The organism is Caulobacter zeae (assembly GCF_002858925.1).
Classification (GTDB): Bacteria; Pseudomonadota; Alphaproteobacteria; order Caulobacterales; family Caulobacteraceae; genus Caulobacter; species Caulobacter zeae.
The window spans coordinates 42,089-60,537 of sequence record NZ_PJRS01000044.1; the positions used below are offsets into that span (position 1 = coordinate 42,089).

The 18,449-nt window shown below is 68.1% G+C and carries 14 protein-coding genes; 4 read left to right on the forward strand and 10 right to left on the reverse strand.

Annotation, left to right across the window (positions count from 1 at the left end; all coding sequences use genetic code 11):
- Nucleotides 1-118 precede the first annotated feature (118 nt).
- On the forward strand, nucleotides 119-733 hold the full coding sequence (locus tag SGCZBJ_RS21230) for a TetR/AcrR family transcriptional regulator (RefSeq protein ID WP_101719924.1): 615 nt from the start codon (nucleotides 119-121) through the stop codon (nucleotides 731-733).
- Nucleotides 734-836: 103 nt separating this feature from the next.
- Nucleotides 837-1,292: a hypothetical protein gene (locus SGCZBJ_RS21235; protein WP_133149305.1), complete on the forward strand. Its 456-nt coding sequence runs from the start codon at nucleotides 837-839 to the stop codon at nucleotides 1,290-1,292.
- Here the strand turns inward: SGCZBJ_RS21235 and SGCZBJ_RS21240 are convergent.
- From SGCZBJ_RS21240 to SGCZBJ_RS21260, 5 genes are all read right to left on the reverse strand, one after another.
- The gene (locus tag SGCZBJ_RS21240; RefSeq protein WP_101719926.1) at nucleotides 1,289-1,930 is read right to left on the reverse strand and encodes an isochorismatase family protein; all 642 of its coding nucleotides are present in this window, start codon (nucleotides 1,928-1,930) and stop codon (nucleotides 1,289-1,291) included. The two genes, SGCZBJ_RS21235 and SGCZBJ_RS21240, sit on opposite strands and share 4 nt — an antisense overlap.
- Nucleotides 1,931-2,113: 183 nt before the next feature.
- Complete coding sequence (locus SGCZBJ_RS21245) at nucleotides 2,114-3,307, reverse strand: CaiB/BaiF CoA transferase family protein (protein WP_101719927.1); 1,194 nt, start codon at nucleotides 3,305-3,307, stop codon at nucleotides 2,114-2,116.
- A gap of 12 nt (nucleotides 3,308-3,319) precedes the next feature.
- A complete protein-coding gene (locus tag SGCZBJ_RS21250; RefSeq protein ID WP_101719928.1) occupies nucleotides 3,320-5,203 on the reverse strand; it encodes a hydantoinase B/oxoprolinase family protein in 1,884 nt (627 codons plus the stop codon).
- A gap of 3 nt (nucleotides 5,204-5,206) precedes the next feature.
- Nucleotides 5,207-7,264, reverse strand: coding sequence for a hydantoinase/oxoprolinase family protein (locus tag SGCZBJ_RS21255; RefSeq protein ID WP_101719929.1), 2,058 nt, complete (start codon nucleotides 7,262-7,264; stop codon nucleotides 5,207-5,209).
- Nucleotides 7,265-7,409: 145 nt separating this feature from the next.
- Entirely contained in the window at nucleotides 7,410-9,893 is a 2,484-nt protein-coding gene (locus tag SGCZBJ_RS21260) for a TonB-dependent receptor (RefSeq protein ID WP_205685451.1), read from the reverse strand.
- Nucleotides 9,894-10,077: 184 nt separating this feature from the next.
- Between SGCZBJ_RS21260 and SGCZBJ_RS21265 the strand changes: the two genes are divergently transcribed.
- Nucleotides 10,078-10,992: a hydroxymethylglutaryl-CoA lyase gene (locus SGCZBJ_RS21265; RefSeq protein ID WP_101719931.1), complete on the forward strand. Its 915-nt coding sequence runs from the start codon at nucleotides 10,078-10,080 to the stop codon at nucleotides 10,990-10,992.
- A 153-nt stretch (nucleotides 10,993-11,145) separates the two neighbouring features.
- Here SGCZBJ_RS21265 and SGCZBJ_RS21270 read toward each other — a convergent pair whose 3' ends face one another.
- From SGCZBJ_RS21270 to SGCZBJ_RS21285, 5 genes are all read right to left on the reverse strand, one after another.
- On the reverse strand, nucleotides 11,146-11,559 hold the full coding sequence (locus SGCZBJ_RS21270; RefSeq protein WP_101719932.1) for a DUF2141 domain-containing protein: 414 nt from the start codon (nucleotides 11,557-11,559) through the stop codon (nucleotides 11,146-11,148).
- A 14-nt stretch (nucleotides 11,560-11,573) separates the two neighbouring features.
- Nucleotides 11,574-12,749 (reverse strand): aromatic ring-hydroxylating dioxygenase subunit alpha, encoded by a 1,176-nt coding sequence (locus tag SGCZBJ_RS21275; protein ID WP_101719933.1) that lies wholly within the window; start codon nucleotides 12,747-12,749, stop codon nucleotides 11,574-11,576.
- A complete protein-coding gene (locus tag SGCZBJ_RS21280) occupies nucleotides 12,746-13,957 on the reverse strand; it encodes a serine hydrolase domain-containing protein (protein ID WP_165799402.1) in 1,212 nt (403 codons plus the stop codon). The genes SGCZBJ_RS21275 and SGCZBJ_RS21280 overlap by 4 nt, the downstream gene beginning before the upstream one ends.
- Nucleotides 13,958-13,959: 2 nt before the next feature.
- Entirely contained in the window at nucleotides 13,960-14,853 is an 894-nt protein-coding gene (locus SGCZBJ_RS25790) for an SMP-30/gluconolactonase/LRE family protein (protein ID WP_165799403.1), read from the reverse strand.
- Nucleotides 14,854-14,932: 79 nt separating this feature from the next.
- A complete protein-coding gene (locus tag SGCZBJ_RS21285) occupies nucleotides 14,933-15,487 on the reverse strand; it encodes a TetR/AcrR family transcriptional regulator (protein WP_165799404.1) in 555 nt (184 codons plus the stop codon).
- Nucleotides 15,488-15,878: 391 nt separating this feature from the next.
- Between SGCZBJ_RS21285 and SGCZBJ_RS21290 the strand changes: the two genes are divergently transcribed.
- Entirely contained in the window at nucleotides 15,879-18,401 is a 2,523-nt protein-coding gene (locus tag SGCZBJ_RS21290; RefSeq protein ID WP_165799405.1) for a TonB-dependent receptor, read from the forward strand.
- The last annotated feature ends 48 nt before the right edge of the window (nucleotides 18,402-18,449 follow it).

An 18,449-nucleotide genomic window follows, 5' to 3' on the forward strand; every position in this document is an offset into this window, starting at 1 on the left:
CCGTACAGGACGGTCCAAATATAACTTGACGTGACGACGTCAAGTGAAAAGTGTACGGTCTGGTCCAGAAAACGCCTGGGCCTGGTTAATCGGCCTATCGGAGACGGGAGGAGGGCGCGTGCGCGTCAAGACCGAGGAAAAGCGCAAGTGCATCCTGGAAGCGGCCAAGGCCGTGTTCCTGGAGCGCGGGTTCCTGGGGGCGAGCATGGCCGAGGTGTCGGCGCGCGCCGGCGGCTCCAAGCAGACGCTCTACAGCTACTTCGCCTCCAAGGACGACCTCTTCGTCGCCACCATGCTGGAGAAGGGCGCCCAGATCATCGATCCGGTGTTCTCGACCTTCGAGACAGAGGAAGACCTGCGCACGGCGCTCAGCCGCTTTGGCCGCGTCTTCCTGGCGTTCGTGGCGAGCGACGAGGTGTTGGCCTTCCGGCGGATGATCATCGCCGAGGGCGCGCGCTCGAACCTCGGCAAGCTGTTCTTCGAGAATGGTCCCCGGCGCGGCTGGACGCGGATGACCACTCGGTTCGAGTGGTTCATGGAACAGGGACAGATGCGGCGCGTCGACCCCTGGCAGGCGGCCATGCACTTCCAGGCGTTGTGCGAGTCCGGAGCCTTCTATCGCCTGCTCGAGGGCGTGCTGCCCGAACTGACGCCGGAGATGATCGACACGGCGGTCGACGCCGCGGTCGACGTCTTCATGCGCGCCTATGGGAACGAGGCGGCCGCCGGCTGACCTCGACTGTTGCGCCTGGAGCGACCTGGCGTAATCATTCCCTCAATGGTTGATCGGTGGGGCGGGAATGGCGCGGAGCGGACGGATCGCCGGATTGGCGGGCTTGATCGGCGCGGTTCTGCTGGCGGGTTGCGCCACCACGCCGGAGGCGCGCTTCGCCAGCCTGGGGCCCTTGCGTACGGCGCTGAGCACGCCGCCTGAGACGCTGCTCCAACTGGCCGATCGCAACGACGCCAACGCCCAGATGGCGCTGTCGCTGCTCTATCAGTACGGCCGGGGCGGCGTCGCCAAGGACCCCGTCCGGGCCCTTGAGCTGCGCCAGCGCGCCACGGCCCAACGGGGCTCGACGCCGATCACCACCTACATCGCCGGGATCAACGGCAAGCCCGGGCGGGTGTCGATGATCTTCGTGCCCCGCTACGACGTCTCGCCGGCCGACGCCCTGTTCAACGCCGCCTGCGCAAACGCCCTGGCCAGGGGTGATCGCTCGCCCAAGGCTGTCGAGCCCTGCGGCGGCGAGGAAAAATACGATCAGCTGGCCGCCGCCTGGCGGCGCTAGGCGGCGGCAGCGCCGGCGATCAGCTTCAGCGCCTCGTCCTCTGAAACCACCTCGGCGTACTTGGCCTGAAGGTCGAAGAGGTTGGCCTCCTGCACGCGCTCGTCGCGGTCGCCGGAGGCTTCGCGCACCACGAACGGGATGAAGCCGTGTTGCAGGGCGTCCAGCGCGCTGGCCCGCACGCAGCCGCTGGTCGAGAAGCCGCCCATGATCACCGTGTCGACGCCCATGGCCCGCAGGGTCGAGGCCAGCGGCGTGCCGAAGAAGGCCGAGGCGTACTGCTTGGACAGCACGATCTCGCCCTCGATCGGCGTGATCTCCTTGGGGAACGCGCCCAACGGCGAGCCTTCCTGGAAGGCCTTGAGGGCCGGCACCTTGCGATAGAACACTCCGCCATCGCGGCCACCGACGCCGGCCTGGTAGACGACGTTGGTGAGGATCACCGGAATGCCGGCCTTGCGGGCGGCTTGCAGGAGCCTGGCGTTGCTGGCCAGGGCCGCCTCGACGCCGGCATAGAGCGGCGAGTCCGGCAGCAGGTAGGCGTCGACCACGTCGATGATCAGCAGGGCCGGGCTCTTGCCGAAGGCCAGGCGGCCGCCGAAGCCGGCACGTTCGTAGTCGGAGTTCAGATCTTCGGCCATTTCTACTCCGGTCGTCCTCGCGCAGGCGGGGATCCAAGCTGACTATCTTTGAGCGCGCGGTGCGTGGTCCTCGTCCTTCGACAAGCTCAGGATGAGGACCAACTTGCAGGCCGCAGGATCGTAGGCGATTGCAGTAGAAAACCTCATCCTGAGCTTGTCGAAGGACGAGGTTTTCGCGTGGTCCTAGACCACCCCCTGCTCGGCGAACGCCTTCAGCTCGCTTTCGCTCACCCCCAGCTCGCTCCACACCGCCGCATTGTCCTGGCCCACCGCCTGCGAGGCGATGGCGCGGACGACGCCGGGGGTCTTGGACAGCTTGGGCATGACGTTCTGCATCGGCAGTTCGCCCCAGCGCGGGTGGTCGAGCGTGATGATCGACTCCCGGGCCGCGAAGTGCGGGTCGGCCAGCATTTCGGGCGCGCGATAGATCTTCCCGGCCGGCACGCCGGCCTCGATCATCTTGGCCTCGACCTCGTCGACCGTGAGGGTCTTGGTCCAGGCCTCGATGAGGGCGTCCAGCGCCTTCATGTTGCGGCCGCGGTTGACGTGGTTGACGTAGTCGGGGTGCTGGGCCAGCTCGGGCTGGCCCATGGCCTTGCACAGGCGACCGAACACCGTGTCCTGGTTGGCGGCGATCAGATAGTCGCCGTCCTTGCAGTGATAGACGTTCGACGGCGCGATGCCGGGCAGCACCGAGCCCGAGCGCTCGCGGATGTAGCCCATGACCTTGTAGTCGGGGACCAGGCTTTCCATGACCTGCAGCACCGCCTCGTAGAGCGAGCTGTCGACCACCTGGCCTTGCCCCGTCTTGTCGCGGTGGCGCAGGGCGGCCAGAGCCCCCAGGCACCCGTAGGTGGCCGCCAGGGCGTCGCCGATCGAGATGCCCATGCGCGAGGGCGCGCGGTCTGGGTCGCCGACGATGTGGCGCCAGCCGCCCATGGCCTCGCCGATGCCGCCAAAGCCCGCGCGGTCGGCATAGGGACCGGTCTGGCCGTAGCCCGACACCCGCACGATGATCAGGCCCGGGTTCTCGGCGTGCAGGACCTCGGGCGACAGGCCCCAGCCCTCCAGCGTGCCCGGCCGGAAGTTCTCGATCAGGATGTCGGCGGTGGCGATCAGCTTGCGAGCTAGGGCCTGGCCCTCGGGCACGCGCAGATTGGCCGAGACCGTGCGCTTGTTGCGGGCCACGACTTCCCACCACAGCGGATAGTCGCCGCGGCCCCAGTCGCGCATCGGGTCGCCCTTGCCGGGCGGCTCGATCTTGATGACGTCGGCGCCCATGTCGCCCAGCAGCTGGCCGCAGAACGGACCAGCGATCAGCTGGCCCATCTCGACGACGCGCAGGCCCTTCAGGGGACCCGTGTTTTCAACCGTCATGACGCTTGCGACCTATTCCGCGGCCAGGGCCAGGGGCGCGTTGCGCCACACCGGCGGACGCGGCGCCGGCAGGCCCGTTTCGGCCAGGCAGTTGGCGCGCAACTCGTCGAGCGACGGACCGCGGTCGAACACCTCCAGCGGGCCGCGCTCGGCGCGGATCTTGGCGCGCAGGGCCTCGGTGGCCGCCGCATCGACCTTGCCGGCGGCGTCCAGCACCACGCCGAAGCGCTTGGCGCCCTCGACGGTGACCAGACCGCGCAAGACTTCCAGCTCGACCAGCTCGACCTCGCGCTCCAGCGGGTCGCCCCAGCCGCCGCCGCCCCAGGTGACGAAGTGCAGGAGGTCGCCCTTGTCGACCTGGATTCCGTCGCACTTGGAGGGCAGGGCGATGCTCTCGCCATTGGCCTTGTCCAGGCGCTTCCACGAGCGGGCGCCGGGGGCGCCGCCGTTGACGCCCCACGGCGGCACGAACCAGCGGTCGTCATGGATGGCGATCGTGCCGGCTTCCGTGAACCGATAGGTCATGTGGATGCCGTTGCCGCCCCGGAAGCGCCCGGCGCCGCCGCTGTCGGCCACGCTCTCGTAGCGTTCGATGACCATCGGGAAGTAGCGTTCCAGGAACTCGTTGGGCACGTTGGTGAAGCCCGGCCACAGCGAGTGGCCGTCGGCGCCGTCGCCGAACGGACGGCCGGGAATGCCGCCGAAGCCGATCTGGAACAGCTGGAACCACTCGCCCTTGCCGTCGAAGCCCGAGAACATCAGGTGCGGCGAGCTCGAGAAGCCGGCGGCGCACAGGAATTCCGGGGTCTTTTGGCCCAGCAGCGCGCCCAGGACGTCGAAGATGCGGCCGAGAGCGTGGGTGCGGCAGGAGAGGGCGGCCGGGAACTTCGGCTTCAGCAGGCTGCCTTCCGGGATCCGCACGTCGACCAGGTCGTAGAACCCGTCGTTGAACAGGATCTGCGGGTCGAAGACCATGATCATGTAGATGCCGAAGAACATCTTGAACATGTTCTCGTTCAGCAGGAAGTTGATCGAGCTGTCCGACTGCGGATCGGTGCCGTCGAAGTCGAGAACGACCTTGCCGCCCTCGCGCCACATGGTGCACTTGATCTTGAACGGGCCCGCACCCTTGCCGTCGTCGCAGATGTAGTCCTCGAACGACACCGGCGCCTCGCCGATCGCCGTCGAGATCAGGTGGGCCATGGCGCGGTGATTGCGGGCCAGAAGCTCGTCCAGGGCGCTGGCGAAGACGTCGTCACCGAAGCGCTCGCAGATCTCGACCACCCGGCGGCCGGCCACGCGGCACGAGGCGACGATGGCGTGCAGGTCGGCCTTGAACCATTCGGGCATGCGCGACTGGTGGGCCGCGATGCGCACGATGTCGCTTTGCAACTCGCCCTTGCGGTACAGCTTCACCGGCGGCAGGCGGAAGCCTTCCTCGAAGATCGAGGCCGCGTCGGTGGGCAGGGAGCCGGGCACCTTGCCGCCGACGTCGGTCATGTGGCCGAACATCGCCGACCAGGCCACCAGCCGCCCGTCGCGGTAGATCGGGGCGATGCACAGCTGGTCGGACGCATGGCTGATCGCGCCCTCGACCGAGTAGGGGTCGTTGACGAGGATGATGTCGCCTTCCTCGATCTCGCCGTCATAGCCCTTGAGGAAGCCGTCGATGAACGAGCCGAACTGGCCCACCACCATGCGGCCGTCGCGGTCGGCGATCAGCGGGAAGGCGTCGCCCTGCTCGCGGATGCCGGGCGACAGCGCGGTGCGGAACAGGGTGGCGTCCATTTCGACGCGGGCGTTGCGAAGGGCGTTCTCGATGATGTCGAGGGTCACCGGATCGACGGCGACCTTGCCGAACGGCGTGGAATTGGTTTCCAGGATGCGCGCGGGCATGGCTCAGGCCTCCGAAACGGGGTTGATCAGGATGACGCCGTAGGCGTCGACGAGCGCCTCGCAGTCGGGCAGCACCAGCGTGGTCGAGTCCATCTCGGTGATGATCGCCGGACCGGGGACGCGGTCGCCGGCGCGGAGCTTCGAACGGTCGTAGATGGCGGCCGGCTTCATGCCGCCCTCGGCCCAGACCTCGTGGTCGCGGATCTTGGCGCGCGACGGATCGCCGTCGCCCTTCTCGATCTCGAGCGAGGGGATCTCCTGCACCTTGCCCATGGCGACGGCGCGCAGGTTCACCAGCTCGTGCTCGGCGTCCATGTTGAAGGTGAAGAGGCGGCGGTGCTCTTCGTCGAAGGCGGCGGCCAGGCGTTGCAGCCCGCCGTCCTTCAGGCTGTCGAGCGTCACGTGCATCGGCACTTCGAAGGCCTGGCCGTGATAGCGGACGTCGATCTCGAAGCGGGTCTCGATCTCGGCGTCGGTGACGCCGTCGGCCTTCAGGGTGTCGCGGATCTGGGCGTCCATCTCGCCGAACAGGCCGAGCACCTCGGCCTCGGTCGCGGCCGATAGGCGCTTGGAATACGAGCGCGCCGTCTCGGTGCGCATGCGGGTGGTCGCATCGCCCAGGGCGCACAGCACGCCGGGCGAGACCGGCGACACGGCCGGCCACGAACCCATCAGCTTGGCCACGGCGTTGACGTGCAGCGGACCGGCGCCGCCGAAGCCCATCAGGGCGAAGTCGCGCGGGTCGTAACCCTGCTGCACCGAGATCATGCGCAGCGCGCCGAACATGTTCTCGTTGACGATGTCGATGATGCCGCGGGCGGCCTCATAGAGGTCGATGCTCAGGGCGTCGGCGATGGTCTGCACCGCCGTGCGGGCCGCTTCGCGATCCAGCTTGAAGGCGCCGCCCAGCAGGTCTTCGGGCAGGTAGCCGAGCACGACGTTGGCGTCGGTGACGGTGGGGGCCGTGCCGCCCTTGCCGTAGGCGGCCGGACCCGGCGCGGCGCCGGCCGACTCGGGGCCGACGCGCAGGGCGCGGGTCAGTTCCGGCACCTTGGCGATCGAGCCGCCGCCGGCGCCGACCGTCTTCACGTCCAGCGACGATGCGCGGACCGTGAGGTGGCCGACGTCGGTGGTGCGCACGCGGCGCGGCTCGCCGTTCTCGATCAGCGCCACATCGGTCGAGGTGCCGCCGACGTCGAGCGTCAAGATGTTCTTCAGGCCCGAATTGCGGGCCACCCACAGGGCGCCGGTGACGCCGCCGGCCGGGCCGCTCATCAGCAGGCTGACGGGGTGCTCTTCGGACTTTTCCGACGACATCAGGCCGCCGTCCGAGCGCAGCAGGGCGATGCGGCCCTGCATGTCCAGGCCCCGCAGCTTGTCGCGCAGGTTCTTGACGTATTTGGAGACCACCGGGCGGACCGAGGCGTTGGCGACGGTGGTCAGGGTGCGCTCGTATTCCTGCATCTCCGGCAGGACCTCGTGCGACAGCGACACCAGCACGCCCGGCAGGATCTCGGCTGCCAGTTCGGCCACGCGGCGCTCGTGCGAGCCGTTGAGATAGGCGTTCATCAGGGCGATGGTCACCGCCTCGACGCCTTGCTCCTTCAGCCTGGTCAGCTGGGCGCGGACATCGACCTCGTCGAGCGGGCGGATTTCCTTGCCCACGGCGTCGATGCGGCCCTTGATCTCGACGGTGTCTTCCAGCTTCGCGAGAGGTTCCGGCTTGGGCCAGATGATCCAGGCGGCCAGGCCCCCCGGCACCAGCGAGCGGGCGATCTGCATCACCTGATGGTAGCCCTCGGTGGTCACCAGGCCGACGCGGGCGCCCTTGCCCTCGAGCACGGCGTTGGTGGCCACGGTGGTGCCGTGCAGGAAGACGTCGACGTCCGACGGCTTGACCCCGGCCTTCTCGCAGACCGCGTTGACGCCGGTCATCACGCCTACCGAGCTGTCATGCGGGGTCGACGGCGTCTTGTGTCGCCAGAAGTCGCCCGTCGCCTCGTTCAGCAACAGCAGGTCGGTGAAAGTCCCGCCTACATCCACGCCCAATCGGTAAGCCATCGTCAGCCTCTATTGCGGGCGCGCCAACTCCCCCCCAGGGCGACTCCCCCCAAGTGCGACGGCGCGACGCCTGTGGGGCGACATTCCCCCGATCGGGCGGCGCGCGCCGGATCGGGGGAGGGGTTTCACCGCTGTGCGGGCGCCGTCAGAACTTCACGGCGAGCTCGACGCCGAAGGTCGCGCCGGCGGCGGGCGAGGCGAAGTTTCCCCCGAACTCCGGCGCCGGGATCACCTCGCTCAGGTACTTCTCGCCGGTCACGTTCTTGCCGAAGGCCGTGACGCTCCAGGTGTCGGCCTCCAAGCCGGCCCGCAGGTCCAGCGTGGCGTAGGCGTCGCGACGGCTCTTGGCGTAGTTGGCCCGGCCCAGTGCGCCGTAGCTCAGCTCGAAGACCGTGGGCGCGTCCTGGTCCTGCACGACGTGGAACCAGGTCGGTCCCGTACCGCGCACGTCGGCCCGCAGGCGCAGGGCGAGGTTGTCGGGCAGCGGGTGGAGGTAGTCGGCCGCCAGGTTCCAAGTGTAGCGCGGCGTGTAGGGCGACTCGTTGCCGATGGTGTCGGGCCGCACGCTGTTCTTGCGGATCTCGCTGTCGGTATAGGCGCCGGAGGCCTCCAGCGTCAGGCGCGAGCTTGCCTTGTAGCGCAGTCCCAGTTCCGCGCCCTTGATCCGAACCTCGTCAATGTTGGACACCACCCGCAGCAGGCCGAACGGACCGACGAAGAACTCGAAGAACTGCATGTCGTCGACGTCGGTGTGGTAGGCGGCCGCGTCGATGGTCAGCCGGCCGTCCAGCATCCGGCCCTTGGCCCCGATCTCGAAGCTGCTCGAGACCTCCTTGTCGAAGTCGTCGCGGATGCTCACCGGCTTGTAGCCGGCCGCCGTGCGCACCGGATTGACGAACAGGTTCACGGTGGCGGCGCTGCCCTGGCTGTTGAAGCCGCCCGACTTGAAGCCCACGCCCCAGTCGCCATAGAGCGTCCAGTCGTCGCTGGCCTTCCAGCGCAGGGCGATCTTGGGCTGGACCTGATCGTAGGTCTTCTTCTGGTCCTTGATGCCGCCCGGATTGATCGTGGCGTCCAGGCCAGGGTTCAGCGCCGCGCCGCCGGTATAGGGTGGGCCGTTGAAGTCGATGTACTTGGTGCGCGCGGCCGTCGGCACCAGGTTGTGCACCTTGCGCTCTTCACGGTCGTAGCGCAGGGCCAGCGAGCCTTCGAGGCCGGGCGTGAGGTCGTAGGCCAGCTGGCCGAACACGGCGGCCACGTCGCTCCTGAAGTCGTCCCAATAGAGCTGCTCGGTCGAATAGGCCGAGGCGGCGGGCACGTAGAGCGCGCGCGGAACCTCGCCGCCGCCGTCCAGGCCCGTGGCCACGCCGACCTCGCGGTCGATGCGCAGGGCGTAGGCCCCGACCATCCAGCGCAGCGCCTGGTCCGAGCGCGAGGTCAGGCGCAGCTCGCCCGAGACGTCGCTCTGGTCGCGCTTCTGGTACTGGTAGCCGTCGCAGGCGGTCGGCGTGTAAGGCCCGAAGAACGAGCCCGCCGCCGTCGGCGCCAGGTACTGCGGCGCGGGCAGGGTGATCCCCTTGGCGGTGAGGTTGGCGATCGAGGCGGCGCAGGCGGCGCTGGCGTTGAAGAAGCCGAACGAGGCCGAGGTCCCGTCGGCGACCAGGTCGTTGTCGATGTCGGAATAGAGGGTCCAGGCCGTCAGGGTGGCGAAGCCGAGGTCCCATTCCAGCTTGGCCGAGACCTCCAGCGCCTGCTGCTCGTTGGTGTGCGGCACGTTGTTCTGGAAGGCGAAGCGGTGGTCGTTGACGTCCTCGTAGTAGGACGGCGTGGCCAGCACCGAGGCGAAGGCGGGCAGGGCGAAGACGGCGTTGTAGGCGATCGAGCCGGCGGTCAGTTCGCCGTAGCGGGCCTTGAGGTCGAGCTTGGTCTTCTCGTCCAGTCGCGCCACGAGGCGACCGTTGAAGTTATAGCCCTCGAAGCGGTCGACCGCGCCGCCGCCGAAGTCGCTGCCCCAGAAGCCGTCGGTCTTGCGGAAGTCGGCCGACAGGCTGCCGGAGATCCGCTCGCTCAAGGGACCGGCCACGCGGAGGTCGCCGGAAAAGCTGTCGCGATTGCCGACGCTGATCTTGCCCTTTCCCTCGAAGGTCTCGCCCGGCTCGACGGTCGAGACGATGATCGCGCCGGCGGCGGCGTTGCGACCGTAGACCGCGCCCTGCGGGCCCTTCACCACCTCGATCTGGCGCAGGTCGGAGAATTCGCGGTTGAAGGCGGCGGGATTGGCCATCTGCACCCCGTCGACGACGAAGGCGAACGAGGCCTGGGCGTCGCGGGCGCCGTTGACGCCGCGGATGTTGACCTGGGCGTCGCCCTGTTCGGCGGCCTGCACCAGGCTGACACCCGGCGTCAGGGCCACGAAGTCGGCGGCGCGGGCGACGCCGGCGGCTTCCAGCGTGCCCTGGCTCAGGGCCGAGACGGCGGCGGGCACGTCACGCAGGTTCTCGGCCCGCTGGCGGGCGGTGACCATCACCTCGTCGACGGCGGTGGGCGTCTCCTGCGCCGAGGCGGCGCCGCCCCAGGCCAGGGCCAGCAGCGAGACGCCCATGAGAGCGGCGGTTTTCTCAGGTTTCATCGATCAGGCTCCCCTCCAGTGATCGGGGGAGAGCTTGCGCCGCATACCGACGTTCGCCGCGCGGTCGCGCGCGCTCCCCGCCTGTCGGGCGCCGGGGGGCGGGGCGCTGGCTTCGCGGGCCTCGCTCCGCATCCTCGCGCGCCATGCCTGCCCGCCTCGCGGGCGTCCGCCAGGAGACCGCGCCATGACCGCCCGCATCGAGATCGTCGAGGTGTCGCCCCGCGACGGCCTGCAGAACGAAAAGGCGATGGTCTCGGCCAGCGACAAGGCCGCCCTGGTGCTGAAAGCTGTCGAGGCCGGCGCCCGGCGGGTCGAGGCGGTCAGCTTCGTCAATCCGCGCGCCGTGCCGCAGATGGCCGACGCCGACGAGGTGATGGCCCGCCTGCGCGGCCAGCAGGACCTGCGCGCGCGCGGCGTGTCGCTGATCGGCCTGGTGCTCAATCGCCGGGGCCTGGACCGGGCCATCGCCGCCGACGTCGACGAGGTCAATTTCGTGGTCGTGGCCAGCGAGACCTTCAACGCCCGCAACCAGGGCGTCCCGATCAGCGAGACCCTGCGCCAGATCTCCGAGGCGCCGCAGGTCGCGCGCCAGGCCGGCCTGAAGCTGGGCGTCACCATCGCCGCGGCCTTCGGCTGTCCGTTCGAGGGGGAGGTGGCGGTCGAGCACGTGGCGCGCATCGCCGCCGAACTGGCCGACTACGGCGTCGCCGAGATCACCCTGGCCGACACCATCGGCGTGGGCGATCCGCTGGCGGTCGAGACCCGCTTCACCGCCGTGCGCGCCGTCGCGCCGGAGGCTGTGCTGCGCGCCCACTTCCACAACACCCGCAACACCGGCCTGGCCAACGCCTTCGCCGCCTGGCGATCGGGCGTTGCCAGCCTGGACGCCTCGATCGGCGGCATCGGCGGCTGCCCCTTCGCCCCGGCGGCGACCGGCAACGTGCCGACCGAGGACCTGGCCTACATGTTCGCGCGGATGGGCGTGTCGACCGGCCTGGACCTGCCGTCGCTGATCGACGCGGCCGGCTGGCTCAAGGGCGTGCTGGGCGCGCCGGCCCTGCCGGGCATGGTGTCGAAGGCGGGCGGGTTTCCGGCCTAGCAGAACCTCCCCCTCTGGGGGAGGCGGCCGAAGGCCGGTGGGGGGACGTTTTCAGCTGCCGCTGTGGTGGAAGTTCAGAAATCACGCCCCCCACCGATCGCTTCGCGATCACCTCCCCCAGAGGGGGAGGTTCCTGTTTCGTCAGGCTTTCGCCTAGTACTTCAGCCCCACAGCCACACTGGCGCCGTCGGCGCCGACGTCCACGGCCGAGTCCTCGAACTTCGGCGGGCCGAACCTCGCCTTGGGATCGCGCGACAGGCCGACGCCGTCGGCGGGCAGGCCAAGGGCGGTCTTCTTCATCACGCCGTCGCCGTCCTGGTCGTGGAAGGCCAGGAACGACCAACGGCCGGCCGGCAGGCTGGCGAACTTGGCGCTCACCCCGCCCGAGGCGGCCGGGACCTTCACGTTGTAGGGGCAGGTCTTCAGGAACGTGGCCTTGTCGCAGGCCGACACCACGACCTGGCCCTTGGTGTTCTGGAGCCCCGAAACCTTGACCTCCACGGAGGCTGCGTGGGCAGCCCCCGTGACGGCCAGCGCGGCGACGAGGACGAGGATGCTCGGTCTCATGCGCGTCGCTCCCGCTATTCGGCCGCGGCCGGCGCGGAGCCGCCGTGGCGCTGTTTCAGGGCCTCGGCCCGCACCCGCTCGCCGTCGACCAGCGGCACGGTCTTGAGCAGGAAGTCCTTGGCCTCCGCAGGGTTGGCGCGGTCGGGCGAGGGGATCACCATCGCCCGCTTGCCCTGCACGTCGCGCTCCATGGCGTCGACGTCCAGCGCCCAGCCCTTCTCGATCAGCTCGCGGCGCTTGTTGCGCCAGGCCACCATGATGCCGTCCGACTTCACGCTGACTTCCTCGTGCAGATAGACGGGCAGCAGCTCGGGGCAGACCTTCTCCATGATCACGCGGTCCTGCTCGAAGATGCGCAGGGTGCGGCGGCGGCTGTCGCCGTCCCAGATCTTCTGGGTCAGGAAGTTACGGGCCATGATCCAGCGGGTGATCGTGGTGGTCTCGTCGATCGGCGTGTTGACGTCGAAGATCACCGTCGACCAGGTCGGCGTCGGGCGGATCTGGATGCGCACGTGGGCGCCCGACACGTGGAAGCCGTTGCGCACGGTGACCATGCTGCGCTTGGCCTTGCGGAAGAACTTCCACATGCCCTTGTACTCGGGCGGCACGAACTTCAGCTCGGCATAGGCCGACCACTCGTCCTGCTCGAGCGTGAACTCGTGGACCTGCGGGGCTTCCTTGTCGCCGAAGCTGGGGTGGACGAAGGCCGCGTGCGAGGGGTCGATGCCGTTCTCGGTGATGCGGGCGTAGTTGGCCTTCCACTCGTAGGTGCCGCGGATGCAGCGCCAGGCCGGGTCCTCGAACTCGGGGAAGGGCGGCAGGGGCGGGCGCTCGGCCTCGGGCAGGTCGCCCATGAACACCCAGATCATCCCGTACTTTTCCAGCACCGGATAGGCGTCGACCTTGGCGCGGGGCGGGATCTTCACGCCGGGCTCCTGCGACGGGATCTTCACGCACTTGCCGCCGCCGTTGAAGCGCCAGCCGTGATAGGGGCACTCGATGGCGTCATCGACCACCATGCCGCTGCCCAGCGACGCGCCGCGGTGGATGCAGACGTCCGACAGGCAGCTGACCTTGCCCTTGGAGTCGCGGAACACCACGAACTCCAGGCCCAGCATCTTCACGCGCTTATGGCCGCCATTGGGAATCTCGTCGCAGTACTCGGCGACGTACCACTGGTTCTTGATCATGGCGCCTTCTCCGGCTGCGGGGCGGCGGGGGCCGCCAGACCGCGAAGAATGAGATTGGGTATCTTGGTGTCGTCCCAGTCGTCGAGATCGACGCCGTCGCGCAGGACGACCAGCTTCTGGGAGGGCACGATCCAGAGACGCCGCTTGCCCCAGCCGTCGAGGAAGATGGCGTCTTCTGCGGCGATCGGCTCGGCCGAGACGCTGGCCTTGTCGGGGCGCTCGGGCGAGTAGATGCGGTTCTTGACGAACGGGCGGCCGCGCCAGATCTGGAAGCCGTAGCCCGGATTGGCCTTGCCCGGCGCGCTCATGGCCGCGACGTAGTCGGCGCTCAGCACGTACTTGCCCTCGAACGAACCGCCGTTGGCCAGCATGATCCCGATGCGCATCCAGTCCTGGACCTGCGAGATCATGCAGCAGTCGCCGTGCGACAGGCCGCCTTCCTTGGCCAGCCAAAGCGAGCCGTCGTGCATGCCCAGCGGCTGGAACAGCTTTTCCGACATGTAGTCGGCGAAGGTCTCGCCGGTGGCCCGCTCGACGATGACGCTCAGCGCAACCGGGTCGGGATTGTGGTGGCCGAACACCGTGCCCGGCGGATGCACGGCCTTGAGGGCCAGGTTGTCCTTGGCCAGGTCCGGCGACAGGAAGGTGCGGATGGTGCTGGACCAGGGCGCGTAGGAATAGTCCGGCGGCTCCAGGCCCGACGACATCTGCAGGAGGTCGCGGATGGTGATCTTCGAGCGCTCGTCGTTCTTCCACTCGGTGATGAAGTCGGCGGCCGGCTGGTCGACCGATTTGATCTTGCCGTCGGCGATGGCCGCGCCGACCAGCATGCCGGTCATGGTCTTGGTGAAGGAGTGGGCCTTCATCACCGTGGTCGGGCCGACGCCGTTCCAGTAGCGCTCGTAGACGATGGCCCCGTCCTTGACGACGATCAGGGCGTCGGACTTGCGCGCGCCGGCGTATTCGGCGGCGGCCTCCAGCGCGGCGGGATCGATCCCCGCCGCTTCCGGCGTCGTCTGGGGCAGGGGCGCGGCGGGGGCGCCCTTCACCACGGCGACGGGCTTGTACCAGTCGATCGGCGGTTCCAGCGGATTGACGGTGAGGGCGCGGAAATAGCGGCCCCAGTAGAGCGGCGCGGTCGCATAGGTCGCCGCGCCCGCCAGGACGACGGCGCCGAGACCGATCAGCAGGATCTTGCGCTTCTTCACCTTCAGGCCGCCTTGGCTTCGACGATCGAGGTCACGCCGAACGGGATGTCGAGCTTGACGCTGGCGACCAGCTCGCCGCTGTCCAGCGCGATCTTGGCCAGCTGGCCCGAAAAGAAGTCGCCGGCCCAGAAGTGCGCGCCGTCGTCGGTGACGCGCAGGAACGACCAGCCGCGGCCTTCCGGCACGGCGTAGGTGCGCAGCACCGAACCGTCCTGGGCCACGCGGCGCACTTCGTTGCCGCAGCTGACCAGCACGTCGTCGTTTGGGACGGCGGCGATGCCGAACACCATGCCCGGCGGGTCGGTGCGCACATAGAGCGGCGACAGCTGGGCGTCGGCCTCGATGTCGTAGCGATAGACGGTGTGGCCGGTCTCGGAGACATAGGCCACGGTCTTGCCGTCCGACAGCACGGTCAGGTGGGTGACGCCCAGGAAGCCCATGACGCCGCCATGATACTCGGGGCGATAGAAGCGGGTCACGCGGCCGTCGGCGTCGAAGCGCACCAGGCGGCCCTCGCCGGTGAAGGGCGGGGCCAAGCCCGAGAGGTGCTCGCCGGCCAGGGCGCCGCCGTCGGGCAGGAACACCATCGAGCCGAGGCCGCGACCAGGCAGGAGGGAAGCCTGGCCCGGCACGCGCAGCCCTTCGGCGTCGATGCGGGTGACGTTGCGGGCGAAGGGGTCAAGGGCGTTGAGCTCGCCGGTGCGGGGATTCACCGCCAGGCCCGAAACCATGCCGAAGTCGCCCGTATGCAGGGCCGCCTTGATCTGGAGGTCGGGGCTCAGGAGGAGGATCCTGGACAGCCCGAGCTTCAACTTGTCGTCGGTGACCATCGTCGCGGCTACCCAGAGGTCGCCCGCCTGGGGTTTGACGGGGAGAGATAGGGGATCGCCGAACATCAAGGTCTCCGCTTGCGGTCAGGCCCGCGCTCGGCGGGATGCTCGGAGACTTTCAAAAAGGGACCGATCGGTCAATTTTCTAGTCGGCGTTATCCGCCTGACGAGAAGTGGCGGCGTCGACGCCGGTCTGGTAACGGCCCATCACGTGATCCAGCATGCCCACGACACGCTCCCACGCCAAGTCGTCATGCAGGTCGAAACCGAAGAAATTCGGCTCGAACTTGGCTCGCATGCCGACATAGGACACGGCCGACAGCATGGTCATGGCGATGGCCAGCAGTTCCTTGTCCTCGCTGCGCTGGCCGATGAACAGCCGCTCGTACTCTTCCCAGATGCGGATGCGCACGGCGGTGACGGCGTCGCGCAGTTCCGGCGGGCCCGCGAACTCGCCGGCCATGATCGTGGCCACGGCCGGATGGGCGCGCAGGGACGAGGCGTAGGTGCGCACCAGCATCCGCAGGCGCTCCATCGGCGGGCGCTGGTGGAAGGTCTCCAGCGGCTCGTCCAGCATGTCGGAAAGGCGCGGCCAGATGCCGGTGCGGCGCACCCAGGCGTCGGCGACGCCGCCCAGGCCGCCGAAGTAGTCATATATTTGTTTCTTGCCGACGCCGGCTTCCTTGATTAGGGCGTTCACACCCGCGTCGTGGACGCTTCCGCGCTCCATAAGACGCCCGAACGCCTCTACGATCGCTGCTTCGGTGGCGATCCGGCGCGATTGCCGAGGCTTTGTTGCGGGCGCTACGTCTGTCAGCATGGCGGGACTTTCCTGAACTCCTATCCGATGGACGGACAAACGCTTTATCGCAAGACCTGTATTGGTCCGGCTCCATCATCTTGACCGTCGGGGAACAGTCGCGGGGAACGCGGCGGGGTGTGGTCAAGATTTGAAGAGGGGAGTCATGACCAAGTCGGCAATGAGTATCTATGGCGCGAGCGCGAGCGCTCTTACGCTTCTGATTTGTTCGGGGCAAGCCCTCGCGCAAACGACGACTTCAGATGATATGACGGTGATTGGGGAAATCACCGTGACGGCGCGGAACAAGTCTGAATCTCTTCAGGACGTTCCGATCACCATCAACGCCGTTTCGGCCGAGACGATCGAGCGGCGCAATATTTCCGACATCAGCCGCGTGGCTCAATCGACCGCCGGCCTGACTTTCGACCAGGGCCTGACGCCCAGCGACACGCGTCCGGCGATCCGCGGCGTGCAAGCCGTGCGCGGCCGTCCGAACGTGGCCATCCTGGTGGACGGGGTCGACACGTCGTCGGAAGCCTTCGCCACCGCCGGTGGCGGCGCGCTGGCGTCCTTGCGCTTCGTCGACGCCGAGCGCATCGAGATCGTGAAGGGGCCGCAGAGCGTGCTCTACGGCCGTTCGGCCTTCTCGGGCGCGATCAACTACATCTCCAAGCGTCCGAACCTTGGCGAGTTCGAGGGCAAGCTCAGCCTGGAAGCCGGCGACTTCGGCCTGAAGGAGGGCAAGGTCTCGCTTTCGGTCCCGCTGGTGCAGGACAAGCTGGCGATCAACCTGAACGCCGGGGCCTGGGAAAACGACGGCCAGTACCTGAACAGCGTCAGCGGCAAGCGCGTCGGCGGCGGTGAAGCCAAGGGCGCGGCCTTCAGCGTGCTGATGAAGCCGACCGAGAAGCTGACCGTCTTCGCCCGGGTGCAGAGCTCGCACGAAGAATACGACCAGATGGCTCGCGCCTACATCACGGCGGTGAACCCGCTGACGGGCACGGCCAACACCGCCAATCTCGGCGTCGCGGTCACCGATCCCAGCAACAATCGCCCCGGCTTCACGGTCAAGGGCGACCTCAGCGACGCCGCGGTGGTCAAGAGCCAGACCATCGCCTACTCGCTGGATCCGCGCACGGGCAAGGACTTCAAGGGCACGGTCACCGATGCGACCCGCGCCTCGTTCGAGGTCAACTACGAAAGCGACTGGGGCACGTTCACCTCGCTGACCGGCATCACCCGCGGCGAGACCACCCAGGTCCAGGACTTCGACAACTCCAACAACAGCCTCAGCGGCAACGTGCTTCCGCTCTATGCGGGCATGGCGCCGTTCTACGGCTCGCTCTACCAGTACCTGGGCTTCCTGCGCGCCTACGGCCTGAACTACTCGACCGTGGCGCCGACCGGCGGCCTGCCGGCCATCGGCTTCTCGGTGATGCTGGACGACGACTTCGACACCAAGCAGCAGAGCCAGACGCTGCGCTGGAGCAAGGACTTCGGCAAGCTGCGCACCTCGCTGGAAGGCCTGTACTTCCATGAGCAGGCCAGCCAGATCAACAAGGACCAGTTCTGGATGCGCGAGGGTTCCGACCCGCGCCTGACCATCCTGACGGCGCTCTTCATGGGCGGCGGCGCGACGGCGAGCGGGGCCTTCCAGGCGCCGACCACGACCGCGAAGGCCACGGCGGACTATCCGCTGAAGATCTCGCGCGAGACGGACTCGCTGTCCTGGGCCGGCAGCGTCGAATACGACGTGACCGACGCCCTGACCCTGCGCTTCGACGGTCGCTACATCGAGGAACGCGTCGCCTATCGCGGCAGCCCGTACCAGCCGATGTACTACCGCCTGTTCGGCGTGCAGCTGGTCTGCCTGCAACAGCTGGGCTGCGCCGCCGGTCCGGCTGGCACCGTCGCAGCTCGCAACGCCCAACTGGCCAAGACCACCCAGATCGACAAGAAGACCGTCCGCGCCGACGCCTTCACGCCGAACTTCGTGGCCAACTACAAGATCACCTCGCGCAACTCGGTCTATGCGTCGTACGGCGAAGGCTTCAAGCCGGGCGGCGTCGACACCACCGGCACCAGCGGCAGCGTCGACTCGACCTTCAAGCCGGAGAAGCTGCAAAGCTTCGAAATCGGTTCGAAGAACGTGTTCCTCGGCGGCGACCTGGTCCTGAACGGGGCGATCTTCTTCAACCGCTACAAGAACCAGCAGATCGGCACCACCAAGGTGCTCGGCGGCACCTCGGTGCCGTCGGTCGAGAACGCCGGTGAAAGCGAAAGCAAGGGCATCGACCTGACCAGCGACTGGCGGGCCACCCACTGGCTGACGCTGAGCGGCAACTACACCTACACCGACGCCGAGTTCACCGACTACAAGGTCCCGACCCCCGGTTACTTCGACCGGATCGAGTCCACCGGCGGCGACTACACCGGCAAGACCGTTCCGCTGACGCCCAAGCACAGCTTGAACGTCTCGGCCCTGGTCACCGGCGAGCTGCCGAAGATGTCGAACTGGTCGTGGACCGCCGAACTGTCGGGCCGTTACCAGTCAAAGCGCTACATGACCCAGAACAACCTGACCTGGCTGCCGAGCTACTTCGTCTCGGATCTGCGGGCTGGGATCACCGACGGGTCGTGGGGCATCGATCTGGCCGTCACCAACCTGTTCGACGACGACACCCCGAAGAACGCCATCGCGGCGACCGACTTCGGCTTCTTCGATCTGAACAACAATACCCCGCCGCGCTCCTACGTGGTTTCTCTGCCCGAGAAGCGCGCCGCCTCGATCCGCATCAGCAAGACCTTCTGATCTTCCTGAACGCGTGACTTTCAAGGCCCGGCGCCCCTGCGCGCCGGG

Bases quoted from the DNA above. Each gene is read 5' to 3' on its own strand.
- SGCZBJ_RS21255 (WP_101719929.1), bottom strand. From the start codon at position 7,264: ATGGCTTACCGATTGGGCGTGGATGTAGGCGGGACTTTCACCGACCTG.
- SGCZBJ_RS21270 (WP_101719932.1), bottom strand. From the start codon at position 11,559: ATGAGACCGAGCATCCTCGTCCTCGTCGCCGCGCTGGCCGTCACGGGG.
- SGCZBJ_RS21275 (WP_101719933.1), bottom strand. From the start codon at position 12,749: ATGATCAAGAACCAGTGGTACGTCGCCGAGTACTGCGACGAGATTCCC.
- SGCZBJ_RS25790 (WP_165799403.1), bottom strand. From the start codon at position 14,853: ATGTTCGGCGATCCCCTATCTCTCCCCGTCAAACCCCAGGCGGGCGAC.
- SGCZBJ_RS21250 (WP_101719928.1), bottom strand. From the start codon at position 5,203: ATGCCCGCGCGCATCCTGGAAACCAATTCCACGCCGTTCGGCAAGGTC.
- SGCZBJ_RS21265 (WP_101719931.1), top strand. From the start codon at position 10,078: ATGACCGCCCGCATCGAGATCGTCGAGGTGTCGCCCCGCGACGGCCTG.
- SGCZBJ_RS21240 (WP_101719926.1), bottom strand. From the start codon at position 1,930: ATGGCCGAAGATCTGAACTCCGACTACGAACGTGCCGGCTTCGGCGGC.
- SGCZBJ_RS21245 (WP_101719927.1), bottom strand. From the start codon at position 3,307: ATGACGGTTGAAAACACGGGTCCCCTGAAGGGCCTGCGCGTCGTCGAG.
- SGCZBJ_RS21260 (WP_205685451.1), bottom strand. From the start codon at position 9,893: ATGAAACCTGAGAAAACCGCCGCTCTCATGGGCGTCTCGCTGCTGGCC.